This is a genomic window from Roseovarius tolerans, from assembly GCF_900109855.1.
In the GTDB taxonomy this organism is placed as follows: domain Bacteria; phylum Pseudomonadota; class Alphaproteobacteria; order Rhodobacterales; family Rhodobacteraceae; genus Roseovarius; species Roseovarius tolerans.
The window spans coordinates 34,814-50,892 of the sequence record NZ_FOBO01000001.1; the positions used below are offsets into that span (position 1 = coordinate 34,814).

19 protein-coding genes are annotated in these 16,079 nt (G+C 65.2%); 10 read left to right on the forward strand and 9 right to left on the reverse strand.

Annotation, left to right across the window (positions count from 1 at the left end):
• The 9 genes from BMX04_RS00175 to BMX04_RS19275 all read left to right on the forward strand — a co-directional run bounded on the left by BMX04_RS00175 (window position 1) and on the right by BMX04_RS19275 (window position 7,967).
• Window positions 1–1,815: a cation:proton antiporter gene (locus BMX04_RS00175; protein WP_074784031.1), complete on the forward strand. Its 1,815-nt coding sequence runs from the start codon at window positions 1–3 to the stop codon at window positions 1,813–1,815.
• Window positions 1,816–1,898: 83 nt separating this feature from the next.
• Window positions 1,899–2,210: a hypothetical protein gene (locus BMX04_RS00180; RefSeq protein WP_139194455.1), complete on the forward strand. Its 312-nt coding sequence runs from the start codon at window positions 1,899–1,901 to the stop codon at window positions 2,208–2,210.
• Entirely contained in the window at window positions 2,207–2,458 is a 252-nt protein-coding gene (locus BMX04_RS00185) for a hypothetical protein (RefSeq protein WP_074784037.1), read from the forward strand. Before BMX04_RS00180 ends, BMX04_RS00185 begins: the two co-directional genes overlap by 4 nt.
• A gap of 57 nt (window positions 2,459–2,515) precedes the next feature.
• Window positions 2,516–4,261, forward strand: a complete 1,746-nt coding sequence (gene argS / locus BMX04_RS00190; RefSeq protein WP_074784040.1) for an arginine--tRNA ligase — start codon at window positions 2,516–2,518, stop codon at window positions 4,259–4,261.
• 82 nt (window positions 4,262–4,343) lie between these two features.
• Complete coding sequence (locus tag BMX04_RS00195) at window positions 4,344–5,267, forward strand: SPOR domain-containing protein (protein ID WP_074784043.1); 924 nt, start codon at window positions 4,344–4,346, stop codon at window positions 5,265–5,267.
• Window positions 5,264–6,271, forward strand: coding sequence for a beta-N-acetylhexosaminidase (gene nagZ, locus BMX04_RS00200; protein WP_244888439.1), 1,008 nt, complete (start codon window positions 5,264–5,266; stop codon window positions 6,269–6,271). Before BMX04_RS00195 ends, nagZ begins: the two co-directional genes overlap by 4 nt.
• The gene (locus BMX04_RS00205) at window positions 6,264–7,052 is read left to right on the forward strand and encodes a segregation and condensation protein A (protein WP_074784046.1); all 789 of its coding nucleotides are present in this window, start codon (window positions 6,264–6,266) and stop codon (window positions 7,050–7,052) included. The genes nagZ and BMX04_RS00205 overlap by 8 nt, the downstream gene beginning before the upstream one ends.
• Window positions 7,053–7,056: 4 nt before the next feature.
• Window positions 7,057–7,719 carry an SMC-Scp complex subunit ScpB gene (scpB, locus tag BMX04_RS00210; protein ID WP_074784049.1) on the forward strand — a complete coding sequence of 221 codons (663 nt, stop codon included), beginning with the start codon at window positions 7,057–7,059 and terminating at the stop codon, window positions 7,717–7,719.
• A 98-nt stretch (window positions 7,720–7,817) separates the two neighbouring features.
• A complete protein-coding gene (locus BMX04_RS19275) occupies window positions 7,818–7,967 on the forward strand; it encodes a hypothetical protein (protein ID WP_160316373.1) in 150 nt (49 codons plus the stop codon).
• Here BMX04_RS19275 and BMX04_RS00215 read toward each other — a convergent pair.
• The 8 genes from BMX04_RS00215 to BMX04_RS00250 form a co-directional block, all read right to left on the reverse strand.
• Window positions 7,955–8,563, reverse strand: coding sequence for a nucleotidyltransferase family protein (locus BMX04_RS00215; protein ID WP_074784052.1), 609 nt, complete (start codon window positions 8,561–8,563; stop codon window positions 7,955–7,957). The genes BMX04_RS19275 and BMX04_RS00215 overlap by 13 nt on opposite strands.
• 4 nt (window positions 8,564–8,567) lie before the next feature.
• The gene (locus BMX04_RS00220; RefSeq protein ID WP_074784055.1) at window positions 8,568–9,374 is read right to left on the reverse strand and encodes an ABC transporter permease; all 807 of its coding nucleotides are present in this window, start codon (window positions 9,372–9,374) and stop codon (window positions 8,568–8,570) included.
• Complete coding sequence (locus tag BMX04_RS00225; RefSeq protein ID WP_074784058.1) at window positions 9,371–10,252, reverse strand: ABC transporter permease; 882 nt, start codon at window positions 10,250–10,252, stop codon at window positions 9,371–9,373. The genes BMX04_RS00220 and BMX04_RS00225 overlap by 4 nt, the downstream gene beginning before the upstream one ends.
• 57 nt (window positions 10,253–10,309) lie before the next feature.
• Window positions 10,310–11,029, reverse strand: coding sequence for a transporter substrate-binding domain-containing protein (locus BMX04_RS00230; RefSeq protein WP_074784061.1), 720 nt, complete (start codon window positions 11,027–11,029; stop codon window positions 10,310–10,312).
• A gap of 30 nt (window positions 11,030–11,059) precedes the next feature.
• Window positions 11,060–11,833 (reverse strand): ABC transporter ATP-binding protein, encoded by a 774-nt coding sequence (locus BMX04_RS00235; RefSeq protein WP_074784064.1) that lies wholly within the window; start codon window positions 11,831–11,833, stop codon window positions 11,060–11,062.
• Between the two features lie 123 nt (window positions 11,834–11,956).
• The gene (locus BMX04_RS00240) at window positions 11,957–12,700 is read right to left on the reverse strand and encodes a phosphate/phosphite/phosphonate ABC transporter substrate-binding protein (RefSeq protein WP_074784068.1); all 744 of its coding nucleotides are present in this window, start codon (window positions 12,698–12,700) and stop codon (window positions 11,957–11,959) included.
• A complete protein-coding gene (locus BMX04_RS00245) occupies window positions 12,697–13,137 on the reverse strand; it encodes a tellurite resistance TerB family protein (RefSeq protein ID WP_050663437.1) in 441 nt (146 codons plus the stop codon). The genes BMX04_RS00240 and BMX04_RS00245 overlap by 4 nt, the downstream gene beginning before the upstream one ends.
• Before the next feature lie 53 nt (window positions 13,138–13,190).
• Window positions 13,191–13,628, reverse strand: coding sequence for a tellurite resistance TerB family protein (locus BMX04_RS00250; RefSeq protein ID WP_074784676.1), 438 nt, complete (start codon window positions 13,626–13,628; stop codon window positions 13,191–13,193).
• A gap of 168 nt (window positions 13,629–13,796) precedes the next feature.
• On the opposite strand from BMX04_RS00250, the gene BMX04_RS00255 reads away from it, so the two are divergent.
• Window positions 13,797–14,369: a hypothetical protein gene (locus tag BMX04_RS00255; RefSeq protein ID WP_074784071.1), complete on the forward strand. Its 573-nt coding sequence runs from the start codon at window positions 13,797–13,799 to the stop codon at window positions 14,367–14,369.
• A 4-nt stretch (window positions 14,370–14,373) separates the two neighbouring features.
• Here BMX04_RS00255 and BMX04_RS00260 read toward each other — a convergent pair whose 3' ends face one another.
• The gene (locus BMX04_RS00260; RefSeq protein WP_074784074.1) at window positions 14,374–16,017 is read right to left on the reverse strand and encodes a CTP synthase; all 1,644 of its coding nucleotides are present in this window, start codon (window positions 16,015–16,017) and stop codon (window positions 14,374–14,376) included.
• Window positions 16,018–16,079 lie beyond the last annotated feature (62 nt).

Below are 16,079 nucleotides of genomic sequence, written 5' to 3' on the forward strand. Positions count from 1 at the left end.
ATGGCCGTTGAACAACAGGCGGGCGAACTGGCCCCGGTGATGGTGTTCGCGCTGGTGGGCGCGCTGGGCGTCGGGGCGCAATGGCTGGCCTGGCGGCTGCGCATGCCCGCCATCGTGCTGATGCTGCTGGCGGGGCTGGCGGTGGGGCCGGGTCTGGGCCTGTTCGACCCGGCGCGCGATATCGGGCCGCTGATGGCCCCGATGGTGGCCATCGCGGTGGCGATCATCCTCTTTGAGGGCGGTCTGACATTGAACCTGCAGAGCCTGCGGGGGGCCGCCGAAGGGGTCTGGCGGCTGGTCATCATCGGCGCACCGCTTGGCTGGCTCGGTTCTACGCTGGCGCTGCATTATGCCGCCGGTCTGGAGTGGCCCGTTGCCGCCGTGTTCGGCGGGATCATGATCGTGACCGGCCCCACGGTGATCGCGCCGCTGCTGCGGCAGGCGCGGCTGGCGCGGCGCCCCGCGCAACTGCTGCAATGGGAGGCGATCGTCAACGATCCCGTTGGCGCGCTCGCCGCCGTGCTGGCCTTCGAGGTGGTGCTGGTGATGGCCGCATCCGAGACGGCGGGCGGGGCCGCGCTGTCGATGGCGTGGGGTATCGTGGTGGCGTTGGTGCTGGGGCTGGGGGCCGGTTGGGGGCTGGTCCGGGCCTTCACGGCGGGGCATGTGCCGGAATTCATGAAAGTGCCGGTACTTTTCGCGGTGCTGCTGGGGGTGTTCGCGCTGTCGGATACCGTGCTGCATGAGAGCGGGTTGCTGACGGTGACGGTGATGGGCGTCTACATGGCCAATACCGACCTGCCAAGCTATGCCGAACTGCGCAGGTTCAAGGAACATGCGACGGTATTGCTGGTGTCGGGTGTGTTCATCCTGCTGGCTGCGTCGATGAACATGGAGGCGCTGGCGCTGCTCGATGCCCGCGCGGCGGTGTTTGTCGTGGTGACGATCCTGCTGGTGCGCCCGGTAACGGTGATGGTCTCGCTTGTGGGCACCAAGGTGGCGATGAACGAACGGCTATTGGTGGCGTTCACCGGGCCGCGCGGCGTGGTTCTGGTGGCGGTGGCGGGTCTCTTCGGTGAACGGCTGGTGGCGCTTGGCTTTGAGGATGCCGCACGGCTCACGCCGCTGGCCTTTGCACTGGTGGCGGCGACGGTGGTGCTGCACGGGTTTTCCCTGCGCCCCATGGGGCAGCTTTTGGGGCTGGCGGGGCAGGGGGTGCCGGGGGTGATCATCGTCGGCGGCTCGCAATTCTCGGCCTCTCTTGGCAAGGCGCTGTCGGAGTTGGAGGTGCCGGTGCTGATCTCGGACCCCAATCGCACGCACCTGCGCACGGCCCGCGAGGCCGGGCTGCGCACATTTTTCGGCGATATCCTGTCAGAGGCCGCCGAGCACGGGGTCGAGATCGTGAATTTCGGGCGTGTTTTGGCGGTGACCGACAACGACGCCTATAACACGCTGGTGGCCACCGACCTTGCCCCGGAATTCGGGCGCGAGAATGTCTATCAGCTGCGCCGCGCGAAAGAGGACAATGCGCGCCATGCGCTGCCCGCCACGCTGGGCGGGCGCAAGATAGGCGGGGAGTTGGGCTATTACGAGATTGCCCGCCACATGAGCCAGGGATGGAAAGTGCGCGCCACCAAGCTGAGCGACAGTTACACGCTGGAGGACTGGCAGCGCGACAACCCCGACGCGGTGCCGCTGGCCGAATTGGCGGCGGGTGGCGGGCTGTCCTTTGTCACCCGCGAGAGCGAGGCCAAGGGTGGCGACGGCACGCGGCTTGTCGCGCTTGGGCCGCCGCGCGACACGGCGGACTAGGCGGAAAGGCGGGGCGCGGCACCCTCGGCGTTGCCCCCTTTGCTGCGTGGTGATACCTGTCGCGCGGGGTGCGTAGCGATCGGGTGGGTATACGTGTGAACGGGGGGCTGTCTGACAAGACGGTGATGATCGCGGCTGCGGGCTGCGATGCGGGGCGATGCCTTGCGGATGCCTGCGCGCAGGCGGGCGCGCGGGTGGTCGTGCTGGAGCAGACGGCCAGCCGGGCGCGGGCGGTGGCGCGGGCGTGGCCCGACATGATCGAGACGCTGGGCCTGAACGCGCTGCGGCCGGACCATTGTGACCGGCTTGGCGCGGTGTGGGACGCCACCCCGCTGGATCTGTTGCTGCATCTGCAGCCCCTTCGCATGCCGCGCCGCCCGGGGCTGGGCGCGTGATCGCGGTGTTTCGCGCGCCGGGGCCGGGGGCCCGCGCCGAAGATCTGGCCTATGATGCCGCGATGTGGGCCCTTGCAGGCCATATGCAGGAGGAATTCGGCAACCGCGCGATGGTCAATGCGTTGCGGCTGGCGCCCGAGGGCGCGGAGCGCTCCTGTGGCGCGCGGCTCTGGCCTGCGGTGGCGATGCTGACGGCGGGGGAGCGGGCCGGGCCCTGTGGCTCGGTTCTGCATCTGGGGCCTGAGTGATTGACGCGCGGGCTGGCGGTGGTAAACCGGCGCGCATCGCAGCAGGAAGGGCGTGCCATGAATCTCTTTACCGACATCCGCAGTCTCGTGCTGGACGCGCTGGCCCGGATGCAGGCGGCGGGGCAATTGCCCGAGGGTCTCGACATGGGGAATGTCACGGTGGAGCCGCCGCGCGATCCCGCGCATGGCGACATGGCGACGAATGCCGCGATGGTGCTCGCGAAGCCTGCCGGGCTGAAGCCGCGCGACATTGCCGCCACGCTGGCCGAGTTGCTGGCCGAGGACGACCGCGTTGCCGTGGCCGAGGTGGCGGGGCCGGGGTTTCTGAACCTGCGGCTGGCGCCGGGGCTGTGGCATGGCGTGCTGCGGACCGTGCTGGAGACGGGGCCGGATTTCGGGCGCTCGAACATGGGGCAGGGCCGCCGCGTCAATGTCGAATATGTTTCGGCCAACCCGACCGGGCCGCTGCATGTGGGCCATACGCGGGGCGCGGTCTTTGGCGATGCGCTGGCGAGCCTGCTGGATTTCAACGGCTATCAGGTCACGCGGGAATATTACATCAACGATGGCGGCGCGCAGGTCGATGTCCTGGCGCGGTCGGTCTACCTGCGGTATCTTGAGGCGCATGGGCAGGAGGTGGCGTTTGCCGATGGCACCTATCCGGGCGATTACCTGATCGAGGTGGGCCGCGCCCTCAAGGACAAGGTGGGCGAGGCCTATCTGGATCAGCCCGAAGAGGTCTGGCTGGAACCGATCCGCGAGTTTTCGACCCAAGCGATGATGGAACTGATCCGCGCCGATCTCAAGGCGCTCGGCGTCGAGATGGACGTGTTTTTCTCGGAAAAGTCGCTTTACGGCACCGGGCTGATCGAGGCGGCGATCGAGGATCTGCGGGGCAAGGACCTGATTTATCGCGGCGTGCTGGAACCGCCCAAGGGCAAGATGCCCGAGGATTGGGAGCCGCGCGAGCAGACACTGTTCAAATCGACCGAACACGGCGACGACGTGGACCGCCCGATCATGAAATCCGATGGCGGCTGGACCTATTTCGCGCCCGATATCGCCTATCACTATGACAAGATCAGCCGGGGGTTCGACCTGTTGATCGACGTGTTCGGCGCGGATCATGGCGGCTATGTCAAGCGGATGAAGGCCGCTGTTTCGGCGCTGTCGGAGGGGCGGGTGCCGGTCGATATCAAGCTGTGTCAGCTGGTCAAGCTCTACAAGAACGGCGAGCCGTTCAAGATGTCGAAGCGCGCGGGCACGTTCGTGACGCTGCGCGACGTGGTCGATCAGGTGGGCGCGGATGTGACCCGGTTTGTCATGCTCACGCGCAAGAACGACGCGCCGCTCGATTTCGATTTCGCACGCGTGATGGAGCAATCCAAGGACAACCCGGTGTTCTACGTGCAATACGCCAATGCGCGGGTGAATTCGGTGCTGCGCAAGGCGCAGCACGCGGGGATCGCGGTGGATGATGCCACGCTTGCGGCGGCGGATCTGTCGGGGCTGACCCATGAGGCCGAGATCGCGGTCGCCAAGAAGGTGGCCGAATGGCCGCGCCTTGTCGAGATCGCGGGCCGCTCGAACGAGCCGCACCGGGTGGCGTTCTATCTCTACGATCTGGCCTCGGATCTGCACGGGCTGTGGAATCGCGGCCATGACGAGCCGGCGCTGCGCTTTCTGCAAGAGGGTGATCCGGCCACGTCACAGGCGAAAATCGCCCTCGTGCGTGCCGTAACCGTTGTTATTTGCGCAGGTCTTGGTATCTTGGGTGTAACTCCGGCGGAAGAGATGCGTTAAGCGATCCGACATCAGGCCGGGGATGAGGCAGTATGATCAATTCCCGGCGGCCATGTATCGCCGGTGAGGCAAGAGGCAGAGCATGGCTGAAATGCACGATGCAGGGTTCGAACCCGCGCCCGCACGCACGGCGACACTCGGGACACTCACCAATATCACAGGCGCGGTCCTGTCACTTGCGCTTGTCGCGGGTGTAGGGGTCTGGGGCTATAAACTCATCATGCGCGATGTGTCGGGTGTGCCGGTGGTGCGCGCGGTCGAGGGGCCGATGCGGATGGCCCCCGAAGATCCGGGCGGGCAGGCGGCCGATCATCAGGGGCTGGCCGTCAATGCGGTGGCCGCCGAAGGCATCGCTGCGGCGCCTGCGGATCGCCTGATCTTGGCGCCGCCGCCGCTCGATCTGACGTTGGAGGATGTGCCGCGCGCGGCTGTTGCGGCGACTGAGGCGGCAGAGGTGAGCCCGACCGCCGAGGCGGGTGAGGAAACCCCGGATGACGCGCCCGAGGTGCTTCAGCAAGCCTCGGTGCAGGCGCTGGCCGATCTGGTCGCCGAAGACGTGGCCCCGCTGACCCCGCTCGATCCGCCGCAGGAGGATGCCGAAGAGGCCCCGCAGCAGGCGGCGGTCGAGGGTGGGCTGAGCCGGTCCTTGCGTCCGCGTCAGCGCCCCGATGTATCGCAGGCGGTGGCGCTCGCCGTGGCGGCGGCCCGCAGCACGGAGTCTGCGGCGCAAGAGATTGATCCCGAGGCGATCCCGACCGGAACGCGCCTCGCGCAGCTTGGGGCGTTCGAGTCGGCGGCTGTCGCGCGTGAGGAATGGGACCGGTTGCACAGCCGGTTCGAGGATTTTCTGGAGGGCAAGAACCGGGTCATTCAGAAGGCCGAGAGCGGCGGGCGGACCTTTTACCGGCTGCGCGCCATGGGCTTTGCCGATCTGGGCGAGGCGCGGCGGTTCTGTTCGGCGCTGGTCGCCGAACGCGCCGATTGCATTCCGGTGGTCACCCGGTGACGCGCTATGGCGCGATGATCCTCGATGCCGAAGGGCGGTGTCTGACCCCTGACGAGAAAGCGTTTTTTCGCGATGCGCGCCCATTCGGGTTTATCCTGTTCGCGCGCAACATCGACACGCCGGATCAGGTGCGGGCGCTTTGTGCCGAGATGCGCGAGGCGGCGGGGCATGACGCGGTCATCAGCATAGATCAGGAGGGCGGGCGCGTGCAGCGGCTGCGCGCGCCGCAGTGGCGCGACTGGCCCGCGCCGCTGGATCAGGTGGCACAGGCCGGGGCAGAGGCCGCTCGGGCGATGTATCTGCGCTACCGGATCATTGCGGCGGAACTGCATGCGCTCGGGCTCGACAGCAATTGCGCGCCGCTGGTCGATGTGGCCGGGCCGGGCACGCATCCGTTCCTGCGCAATCGCTGCTACGGCGAGGACGCGGAAAGGGTGGCGGCGATCGGTCGTTCGGTGGCGGATGGCCTGCTGGACGGGGGCGTTTTGCCGGTGGTCAAGCACATCCCCGGCCACGGCCGCGCCGAGGCGGACAGCCATCACGATCTGCCGGTAGTGAATGCTGTGAAGAGTGACCTGCAAGCTGTTGATTTTGAGCCGTTTCGGAAGTTGAGCGATCTGCCGCTCGGGATGACGGCGCATCTTGTATATTCGGCCATCGACGGCGAGCCCGCCACGCTGTCGGCGCCGATGATGCGGGTGATCCGGGACGAGATCGGCTTTGACGGTTTGATCATGACCGACGATATCTCGATGAAGGCGCTGCAGGGCACGCTGCCTGATCTCACGCACAAGGCGCTTGGCGCAGGCTGTGACGTGATCCTGCATTGCAACGGCACGCTGGCGGAGCGGCAGGCGGTGGCGGAGGCGGCGGGCGAGATGTCTGACGCGGCGCAGCGCCGCGCGGAACGGGCGCTGACATGGCGCAAATCGCCTGATCCGGTTGACATTTCGGCCCTCTCGGCGCAGCTTGACGCGCTGATGAGTGGGCGCGTGCATGGCTGAGGACGACTTCGATCAGGGTGAGGCAGTGACCAATGTGGCGGACCGTCTGGCCGCCGAGGCGCTGATCGTCGATGTGGACGGGTTCGAGGGGCCGCTCGACCTGCTGCTGACGCTGAGCCGGACGCAGAAGGTGGATCTGCGCAAGATTTCCGTGCTGCAACTGGCGCAGCAATATCTTGCGTTTGTGGAGCGCGCCAAGGCGTTGCGGCTGGAACTGGCCGCCGATTATCTGGTGATGGCGGCGTGGCTGGCGTTTCTGAAATCACGGCTGCTGCTGCCGCCCGACCCGACCGAGGACGGGCCCTCGGGCGAGGAACTGGCGGCGCATCTGGCGTTTCAGCTAGAGCGGTTGCAGGCAATGCGCGATTGCGCGGCGCGGCTGATGGGGCGCGACCGGCTGGGGCGGGATTTCTTTGCGCGCGGCATTCCCGAGGACGTGATGCGGCTGCGCAAGGTGCAGTATACCGCGACGTTGCTGGAACTGATGCAGGGCTATGCGCGGATCAGGACGCGCGACGAGTTTCGCCCCTATGTCATGGACCGGGACGCGATTTTCACCATGGAACAGGCGCTGGAGCGGTTGCGGGGGCTCATTGGTTTCGCCGGGACATGGACGGATATCTCAAGCTATCTGCCCGACGCATTCACCACCGATCCGGGGCGGCGCAGGTCGGCGACGGCCTCGACCTTTGCGGCCTCGCTGGAACTGGTGAAGGAAGGCCGGGTGGAATTGCGGCAGGCCGAGACATTTGCCCCGATCGAGCTGCGGCGTAAGGATTAAGAGTTTGTCAGAAGAAACAGAAAAGAAAGAAGAAAGCCTGTTCGACGCGCCGCCCATGGCGGAGCAGGAGCGGATGGTCGAAGCGATGCTGTTTGCCAGTGCCGAGCCGCTGAGCACGCGCGATATGGGCGAGCGGATGCCGCATGGCTGTGATCCGGCGGAAGCGGTGGTGCATTTGCGCAAAAGGTATGAGGGGCGTGGGGTCAGGGTGGCCAAGGTCGGCGATGCCTGGGCGATGCGCACCGCGCCCGACCTGGGCTATCTGATGAGCCGCGAGACGGTGGAGACCCGCAAGCTGAGCCGGGCGGCGATCGAGACATTGGCGATCATCGCCTATCATCAGCCGGTCACGCGGGCCGAGATCGAGGAGATCCGGGGCGTGTCGGTCAGCCGGGGCACCGTCGACCAACTTCTTGAAATGGAATGGATTCGCTTTGGTCGGCGCAAGATGACGCCGGGGCGTCCGGTGACCTTTGTGGTGACGCAGGAGTTTCTGGATCAGTTCGGGCTGGAGAGCGCGCGCGATCTGCCAGGGCTCAAGGAATTGCGCGCGGCTGGGTTGCTGGAGAACCGTCCGCCGCCCGGCACGATGCCGCAACTGGGCGAGGGCGAAGAGGCCGACGAGAGCGAGACCGCGCCCGGGCAGAACGAATTGTTCGAGGATTGAGGCGGTTTGCATCGGCCTGTCAACTTTTACCGGCCTTGCCCTGAAATCTGCACGTTTGCGTGTTATAGTCTGCCAGAGGCAGCGAGAGGAGAGGCGCAATGAACGCCAATCAGATGATCAACATGGTGATCCGCATCGTCATGCGCCGGTTTCTGAGCCGGGGTGTGAATGCGGGGATGGACGCGGTCGGCAAGCGCATGGGTGGCGGGGCCAAGCGCCCGCCCCGGGATAGCGATCACCGGTCCTGATCGGGCGAGGCGCTGCGCCACGCGGTCCACGCGTCGGGCGTGTCGAGATCGGTGGTGGCGCGGGTGCCCGGTAATCTGACGGTTTGAACGGGGTTGGCGCGCAGGATGTCCTGTGCGCCCTGATCGCCTGTGAGGTGGCGCATCGCAGGCAGGAAATCGGCCGGGAAGAGCACGGGATGTCCTGGGGTTCCGTCCTGGGCCGTGGCACGGATTATTTTACTCTCATCATAGGCTTGCAGCACGGTGTTAATGTCCTCTGCGGTGAGGTCCGGCAGATCGGGCAAGAGCACCAAGAGCGCGCTATGGTCGTGGCGCAGTGCCCAATCAGCCCCGGCGCGCAGTGAGGCCGAAAGGCCGGTGGCGGCATCCTCGACAACGAGGGTGGAGAGATGCGGCTGCGCGAGATCGCGCAACGCCTCGGTCCGCTGCGGCCGGTCGGGCGGCAGGGTGACGAGCACGGGATGGCCGAGGCCGAGCGCCATTTCGACCCGGTCGCGCAGAAGGGGCGCACCGCGCACCTCCTCCATCAGCTTGTCGCGCCCGCGCATCCGCGACGAGGCCCCGGCGGCGGGAATGAGGATCAGCACATCCGCCATGCCGTCAGCGGATCACGTTCATCCGCAGTTTCAGCCCGCGCCGTGCCTCTTGTGGTAAGTGGCGGTTGAGGTGGCGGTTGATCAGCCCGAAAATCCCGATGATCACCAGCGTGAGCAGGATAAAATACCCCGCAAGGATCGGGTAGGGCACGAAGGGGTTGAAGGTCTTGTCGGCGAAGTAGTTGGCGTAATAGAGCGCGTCGCCGCGTTGCTGCCAGGCCGGAAAGCCCGAGAAAAAGACCAGCGTGGTGGCGTGAAAGAGAAAGATCGCCTCATTCGTGTAGGCGGGCCAGGCGAGGCGCAGCATGGTGGGCCAGATGATCCGGCGAAACCGCGCCATGCCGGTGAAGCCGTAAGCATCGGCGGCCTCGACATCGCCCTTGGGGATGGAACGCAGCGCGCCGTAGAAGATCTCTCCGGAATAGGCGGCGGTGTTGAGAAAGAGCACGATCAGCGCCCCGAGCCAGGCCGAGGTGAAGGCGTCGAAGACCGGGCTGACGGATTTCAGCGAGAGGAACAGGAAATAGGCGAAGAAGAACTGGATAAAGAGGGGCGAGCCGCGAAAGACGAAGATGAACCATTCCGAGGGTTTGCGCAGGAGCGGGTTCTGCGCACCCTTGCCAAGCGCCACGAGCGTGGCGAGGAAGAACCCGGCCAGAAGGGCGAGCACGCCGAAATAGACATTCCAGATCATCCCCGACCCGATCAGGGTGAAATGCTCGCACAGCGTATAGCCTTCGCGCGGGAGCAGGCGTTCGCCGTAGCCGAGCGAGCGGAAGGCGTAGTCCTGAACGGTCTGCCAGCAACTCATGCGGCTTTCCTCTGCGCTTCGCCGCCCGTCGTGGCCTGTCCGTGGGTGAGGCGCTGCATCAGGCGTTCGAGATAAAGCTCGGAAATGCGGGTGAGGCCGAGGTAGAAGACCATCAGGCCGAGAAAATACCACATCCGCCAGTCACCATGCGGGTAGTCGGTAAAGCGGGGGTTGGCGGTGCCGCCCAATTCGCGCGCCCAGTAGACGATATCCTCGACCCCCAGAAGGAAGAGCAGCGGCGTGGCCTTGGTCAGCACCATCCAGAGATTGCTGAGGCCGGGCAGCGCGTAGACCCACATCTGCGGCACGAGGATGCGCCAGAAGGTCTGACGCCGCGAGAAGCCGTAGGCGGCGGCGGTTTCAAGCTGCGCATGCGGAACGGCGCGCATGGCGCCAAATAGGACGTTGGCGGCAAACGCGCCGAACACGATGGCGAAGGTCAGGACGGCGAGGAAAAAGCCGTAGGTTTCGTGCATCCATTGTGGATCGTTGCCGAGGGGCAGCTTGGCCGCCTGACAGACGACGAAATCATTGCCCTGCCAGATCGCCTGGTCCCAGTCGGGGCATTTGACCTTGTGGCGGATCGCCTCGAAGAGCTGATCGAGGGCGATGACGAAAAAGAGAAAGAACGCGATATCGGGCACGCCGCGCACGATGGCGATATAGCCCTTGCCGAACCATGCGATCGGCCAGATCCGCGAGCGCGCCGCCATTGCCCCGCCGAAGCCGAAGGCGAGCGCGGTGGGGGCGGTGATCGCCAGCAAGAGCAGGACGGTGCCGGTGGCGACATAGAGATTGGCGTGCTTGCCCGTGGTGAGGTAGCACGACAGCCATTTCAGGCCCTCAAGAGTCGATGGATCGGCGCAGAAGGAAAAAATGGCGGTCTCCCTCGGGTGGAGAGGCCCCCGCGCAGGGCGCGCGGGGGCGGGATTAGGTCACTCGAAGGTCGAGGAGACTTCCCATTTCTTGATCATTTCGTTGAGCGAGCCGTCATCCTTCATCGACTGGATTGCGGCATCAAAGGTTTCGCGCAACTCGCCATCGGATTCGCGCACGCCCATGCCGACGCCGCCGCCAAGCGGCACGTCTTCGCCCACGAACATCAGGTCGGCATCTTCGGCCGCGACGGGCGCGAGGAAGGACTTGTCGGCCAGCACCGCATCCGCCTCGCCGTTGCGGACGGCGGCGATGGTTTCTTCAGGCGTGGCAAACTCGACCAATGTGGCCCCGGATTCGGCGACGTAACCCGCCTGAATGGTGCCGGTCTGTGCGGCGATCACGCCGCCGGTGACGTCCACGCCCTCGGACATGCCGAGATAGGCCGAGGGGTCGGGGGGCGTGTAGTTCTGGGTGAAGTCGATGACCTGATCGCGCTCGTCGGTGATCGACATGCCGGCGATGATGGCGTCATAGTTGCCCGAAACGAGGTTGGGGATGATGCTGTCCCAATCGTTCGTCACCCATTCGCAGTTGAGTTCTGCGCGGGTGCACAGCTCGTCGCCAAGTTCGCGCTCGAAGCCGTCGACCTCTCCCGCGTCATTGATGAAGTTCCACGGGGGGTAGGCGCCCTCAGTCCCGAGGCGGACGACGTCCTGTGCCATGGCCATACCCGCCATCATGGCGAAGGCGGCGGTGGAAAGCATGAGTTTTTTCATGAGTGGTTTTCTCCCTTTGGTTGGTTGGTCTCAGGCGGCCATGGTGGAGCTGAGAAAGCCCTGTAGCCGCTCGGATTTCGGTGCGCCGAAGAGCGCGTCGGGCGCACCTTCTTCTTCGATCAGGCCCTGATGCAGAAAGACCACGTGGTCGCTGACATCGCGGGCCATGCTCATGTCGTGGGTGACGATCATCATGGTGCGGCCCTCATTGGCCAGATCCTTGATCACGCGGATCACCTCTTGTTCAAGTTCCGGGTCGAGGGCCGAGGTCGGCTCGTCGAAGAGTAGTGCCTCGGGCTCCATGCAGAGGGCGCGGGCGATGGCGGCGCGCTGTTGCTGGCCGCCCGAAAGCTGCGCCGGGTAGACGTCGCATTTGTCGCCGATGCCCACCTTGTCGAGATAGCCGCGCGCGGCGTGCTCGGCCTCGGCGCGGTCACGGCCCAGAACGGTGACGGGGGCCTCCATCACGTTTTGCAGGATGGTCATGTGGGCCCAGAGGTTGAATTGCTGAAACACCATGGAAAGGTTGGTGCGGATGCGCAGGACCTGACCCGCGTCCGCCGGGTGACGGTTCAGTCCCTCGCCGCGCCATGTCACCGGCTCCCCCTTGAAGAGGATATCGCCCTGCTGGCTGTCTTCGAGCAGGTTGGCGCAGCGCAGAATGGTGGATTTGCCCGACCCGGACGAGCCGATGAGCGAGATCACATGCCCCTTGGGCGCGGTGATATCGACGCCCTTGATTACCTCGAGCGCGCCGTAGGCCTTGTGCAGATTACGGATTTCGAGGACCGGAGTCGTGGTCAAGCGCGTCACCCTGTTGGCTGGTCGTTTATCGTTTTCATGACAATAGGGCTGAAAAAATGGTGCAATGCAACTTGCAATGCGGGCGAATGGCGGGGCTGGCGTCCGAATTGACGTATCGTCAGCTCAATTCGGAGGCGGTGGCGGGGGATTGGGCACGGCGAGATAATCCGTTGCGGGCAGACGGATCAGGCCGGTGATCCCGAGGGTTGTGCGGTCGGGTTGCGACAGCCCGGCGATGGCGGTTTGCAGCGCGTTGAAGAGCGGCGCGGGGTCGCGGTCTCGGGCGGTGATATAGGGCAGGGCCGGGGTTGGGTCGGTGCGGGCGAGAACGCGCAAACCGTCGGTGAATCGGTCATGGGCGTGAAGGATTTCCCATGTGAGGGCGTCGATGGCGGCGATATCTGCGCGGCCCTCTGAGACGGCCATGGCCGAAGCGCGATGCGCGCCGGTCTGGACCGGGTTCGAGAAGTGGAAGCCGCGCGCGGCGGCCCATGTCTGCGGCGCCGCCCAGCCGGATTGCGAGAGCGCCTCGTTATAGGCGAAGGGAGTGGCGGCGAAGGCCTCGGGTGTGTCGCGCGGATCGTCGGCGCGGATCACAAGGGCGCTGCAATAGTGCCCCGGCGGACAGTCGGGCAGGGCGAGCACGGGCGTGCCGATGAGCTGCACATGAGGGTGCAGCCGGGCGCGGAACGGGTAGCCGCAGGTCTGCGCGATGAGCAGATCGGGGCTTTGCCAGATGTTCCAGAGATCGCCGTCGCGGGTGAGCGTCTCGGGGCCGTATCCCAAAGCCGCGCGCAGGCCTTGCCAGAGCCGGTCATTGGCCGCCACCGTCTCGGGGCGGTCATACATCGGCAGGGCGGCGATCATCCGGTGGATGTGACCCGTTGGCGGGCGAGCGCGCTGTCGCGGTCGGAGATGCCCAGAAAGTTCGAGACCAGTCGCAGCAGCGAATCCTCGTGGCTCTCGCGTTCGCCATCGGCGAGGGCCACCTGCCACAGTGCCTCGATCACCGCGACACGCTCTTCGTAGGGCACGGCATCCTTGATCGCGCGGGTGAAGCGGACGGTGTCGGGGGCCTCGGATTCGAGGGTTTCGGCATCCATGCGCAGGGCCTCTGCCGCGTCATGCGAGAGGTTGTACCGTGCCTCGACGATGCGGGTGATTCGAATGATTTCGGCGGCCGCGTAATCGCCATCGCTGCGGGCGACACGGACAAGCAGGGCGGTGAGCGCCAGACGGGCATCGCCATCGTCGAGCGGATCAGGTTCGGGCTGGATGAGCCGGTTGAGGAAATCTGCGAACATGGGCACAGGTATAGGGCGATGCGGCGCGCGGGCCAATGGAGAATTGCGCGCGGTTACTGCGCCTCGGCCTGCGCGCGGGCGGTGTCGCTGTCGGCATGGCTGAGCCCCATCGCCTCGCGGGCGGCGTCGAGCACCTGCAGCTCCTGAGGTTGGCTGTCGCCATCCGAAAGGACCACTTCCCAAAGCGCCTCGAGTGCGGCGACGCGGGCCTCGAGGCGGACGGTTTCGCGGATCAGGAGGCCGAATCGGTCGGTATCGGGGGCGGCATGTTCGAGTTTCTCGCAGGTGGCGCGCATCTTGGCCGCCTCGATCGGTTTCAGCCCGTAAAGCCGGGTGAGGAGGCGGTCGATACGCTTGATTTCCGCGAGGTCGTAATGGCGGTCGGACTTGGCGACACGCACCATCAGTGCCCCGAGTGCGAGTTTCTCGTCGGGTTCGGGCAGGGGGCCGGGCTTGGGCGCCTGAAAGGCGTGCAGGATACGGGACAGCATGCATAAATCGTAATCCGCGCGGGCCGCGCACCCAAGCGAATTCTCGCTGATCGCATGCGAGGCGCGCGAAAATGTGCAGCGCCGCAACGGTGACACAATTGCTCCCAAGAAATCCCATTTTGTGGGCCGAAAGAAAGGCATGCTGCTAGTTGAAATACGGAGTTTGATATGAGCGAGGCTGACGCGTGGGCCGGGATGTCGGCAGAGGCGCAATTGGCACAGCTTCGCAGCCTGCCAGTCCGGGAGATGGCCGATCTTGCCACCAATTATGACTGGTCACAGCATCCCGAGTCGGTGCTGGGCTGGGCCATGGCGCAAAAGGGAATCGATCTGCGCGTGGCCGTTTGCGTGTTTTTCAACGGCGCACCGGAGCGCTTCAATTACATGCCCAAGGGTCACGTGCCCGCCCCGCTGCGCGGCACGGCGCGGGTGCTCGACAATATCTGCCTACGGATCAATAGCGGGTTCTATCTGGTGCAGCCCGGCAGCAAGCCGTCGAGCGACAGATCTCTGCGGCGATGGCTCGAGTATCAGGCGGCAGACCGGCGCGAAGGGCGGCGCGGGCGCTGGATCCTCGACGAGGCGATTCTTGCGCCGATGCTGAATGATGAATTGAGCGCGCCGCCGGAGCAGACCGCCTGGCGGAACGCGCGCCCGAGCTTTTGGCGCGCGCTGCTGGCCCCACTGATCGGGCTGGGGGTGGATCGCGATATCCTGAAATACAAGGAGCCGCGCGGCTGAGGCGTCAGACCAGCCGCGAGGTTTCCACCGCCGCGCGCAGGAAATCCGCGAAAAGCGGGTGCGGCGCGAAGGGTTTGGATTTCAGTTCCGGGTGATATTGCACGCCGATGAACCACGGGTGATCCGACCATTCGACGATTTCGGGTAGGCGGCCATCGGGGGACATGCCCGAAAAGGTCAGGCCGCAGTCTTCAAGTTTCTCGCGATACTTTGTGTCCACCTCGTAGCGGTGGCGGTGGCGTTCGTCGATCTGGGTCGTGCCATAGATCTGCGCCACGCGAGAGCCCTCCTTGAGCACCGCGTCATAGGCGCCGAGGCGCATGGTGCCGCCCTTGTCGTCGCTGACATTGCGGCTGACCTTTTCGTTGCCCTGCACCCATTCCTTGAGGTGGTAGACCACCGGCTCGAAGCGTTTTTTACCGGCCTCGTGATCGAATTCCTCGGAGCCCGCATGTTTGAGCCCGGCGACGTTGCGCGCCGCCTCGATCACCGCCATTTGCATGCCCAGACAGATGCCGAGATAGGGGATCTTGCGGGTGCGGGCAAATTCGGCGGCCTTGATCTTTCCTTCGGTGCCGCGCTCGCCGAAACCGCCCGGAACCAGAATGGCGTGGAAGCCTTCGAGATGCGGCGCAGGGTCTTCGCGCTCGAAAATCTCGGCATCGACCCATTCGACGTTGACCTTGACCCGGTTGGCCATGCCGCCATGAATGAGCGCCTCCTTGATCGACTTGTAGGCGTCTTCCAGTTGCACGTATTTGCCGACAATGGCGATATTGACCGCGCCGTCGGTGTTTTGGATGCGGTCGACCACGTCCTGCCACACGTTGAGGTCGGGGCGCGGCGCGGGGCTGATCTGGAAGGCGTCAAGCACGGCCTGATCGAGCCCTTCGTGGTGATAGGCCAGCGGCGCCTCGTAGATCGACTTGAGGTCATAGGCGGCGACGACGTGCTCCTTGCGGACGTTGCAGAAGAGCGCGATCTTTTCGCGTTCCTTGTCGGGAATCGGCTGTTCCGAGCGGCAGACGAGGATATCGGGGGCGATGCCGATGCTCTGCAATTCCTTGACCGAGTGCTGGGTCGGCTTGGTCTTGAGTTCGCCAGAGGCGGCGAGATAGGGCAGCAGCGTGAGGTGCATGAAAATGCATTGCCCGCGCGCCCGGTCATGGCTGAACTGGCGGATCGCCTCGAAGAAGGGCAGACCTTCGATATCCCCGACGGTGCCGCCGATCTCGCACAGCATGAAATCGACTTCCGTCTCGCCGATGGCGAGGAAGTCCTTGATTTCATTGGTGACGTGGGGGACGACCTGAATGGTCTTGCCGAGGTAATCGCCACGGCGTTCGCGTTCGAGCACATTGGAATAGATCCGGCCCGAGGAGACGGAATCGGTTAGCCGGGCGGGCACGCCGGTGAAGCGTTCATAGTGGCCGAGATCGAGATCGGTTTCGGCCCCGTCATCGGTGACGAAGACCTCGCCATGCTCGAACGGTGACATGGTGCCCGGATCGACGTTGAGATAGGGGTCGAGTTTGCGCAGGCGGACCGAGAAGCCGCGCGCCTGCAAAAGCGCACCGAGAGCGGCCGAGGCCAGCCCCTTGCCAAGCGAGGATACGACGCCGCCGGTGATGAAAATGTAACGTGCCATGCGCGCGCAAAGCCCCCCGTGATACTGCGTTTGTGATGCTTGATCAAAAGCCCGGATTGGCC

What these genes read in the sequence shown, in the direction of transcription:
- BMX04_RS00255 (WP_074784071.1), top strand. Translation starts at nt 13,797, where the DNA reads ATGAGCGAGGCTGACGCGTGGGCCGGGATGTCGGCAGAGGCGCAATTG.
- BMX04_RS00240 (WP_074784068.1), bottom strand. Translation starts at nt 12,700, where the DNA reads ATGATCGCCGCCCTGCCGATGTATGACCGCCCCGAGACGGTGGCGGCC.
- BMX04_RS00250 (WP_074784676.1), bottom strand. Translation starts at nt 13,628, where the DNA reads ATGCTGTCCCGTATCCTGCACGCCTTTCAGGCGCCCAAGCCCGGCCCC.
- BMX04_RS00175 (WP_074784031.1), top strand. Translation starts at nt 1, where the DNA reads ATGGCCGTTGAACAACAGGCGGGCGAACTGGCCCCGGTGATGGTGTTC.
- BMX04_RS00245 (WP_050663437.1), bottom strand. Translation starts at nt 13,137, where the DNA reads ATGTTCGCAGATTTCCTCAACCGGCTCATCCAGCCCGAACCTGATCCG.
- BMX04_RS00230 (WP_074784061.1), bottom strand. Translation starts at nt 11,029, where the DNA reads ATGAAAAAACTCATGCTTTCCACCGCCGCCTTCGCCATGATGGCGGGT.
- BMX04_RS00260 (WP_074784074.1), bottom strand. Translation starts at nt 16,017, where the DNA reads ATGGCACGTTACATTTTCATCACCGGCGGCGTCGTATCCTCGCTTGGC.
- BMX04_RS00205 (WP_074784046.1), top strand. Translation starts at nt 6,264, where the DNA reads ATGGCTGAGGACGACTTCGATCAGGGTGAGGCAGTGACCAATGTGGCG.
- BMX04_RS00215 (WP_074784052.1), bottom strand. Translation starts at nt 8,563, where the DNA reads ATGGCGGATGTGCTGATCCTCATTCCCGCCGCCGGGGCCTCGTCGCGG.
- BMX04_RS00195 (WP_074784043.1), top strand. Translation starts at nt 4,344, where the DNA reads ATGGCTGAAATGCACGATGCAGGGTTCGAACCCGCGCCCGCACGCACG.
- argS (WP_074784040.1), top strand. Translation starts at nt 2,516, where the DNA reads ATGAATCTCTTTACCGACATCCGCAGTCTCGTGCTGGACGCGCTGGCC.
- BMX04_RS00220 (WP_074784055.1), bottom strand. Translation starts at nt 9,374, where the DNA reads ATGAGTTGCTGGCAGACCGTTCAGGACTACGCCTTCCGCTCGCTCGGC.
- BMX04_RS19275 (WP_160316373.1), top strand. Translation starts at nt 7,818, where the DNA reads ATGAACGCCAATCAGATGATCAACATGGTGATCCGCATCGTCATGCGC.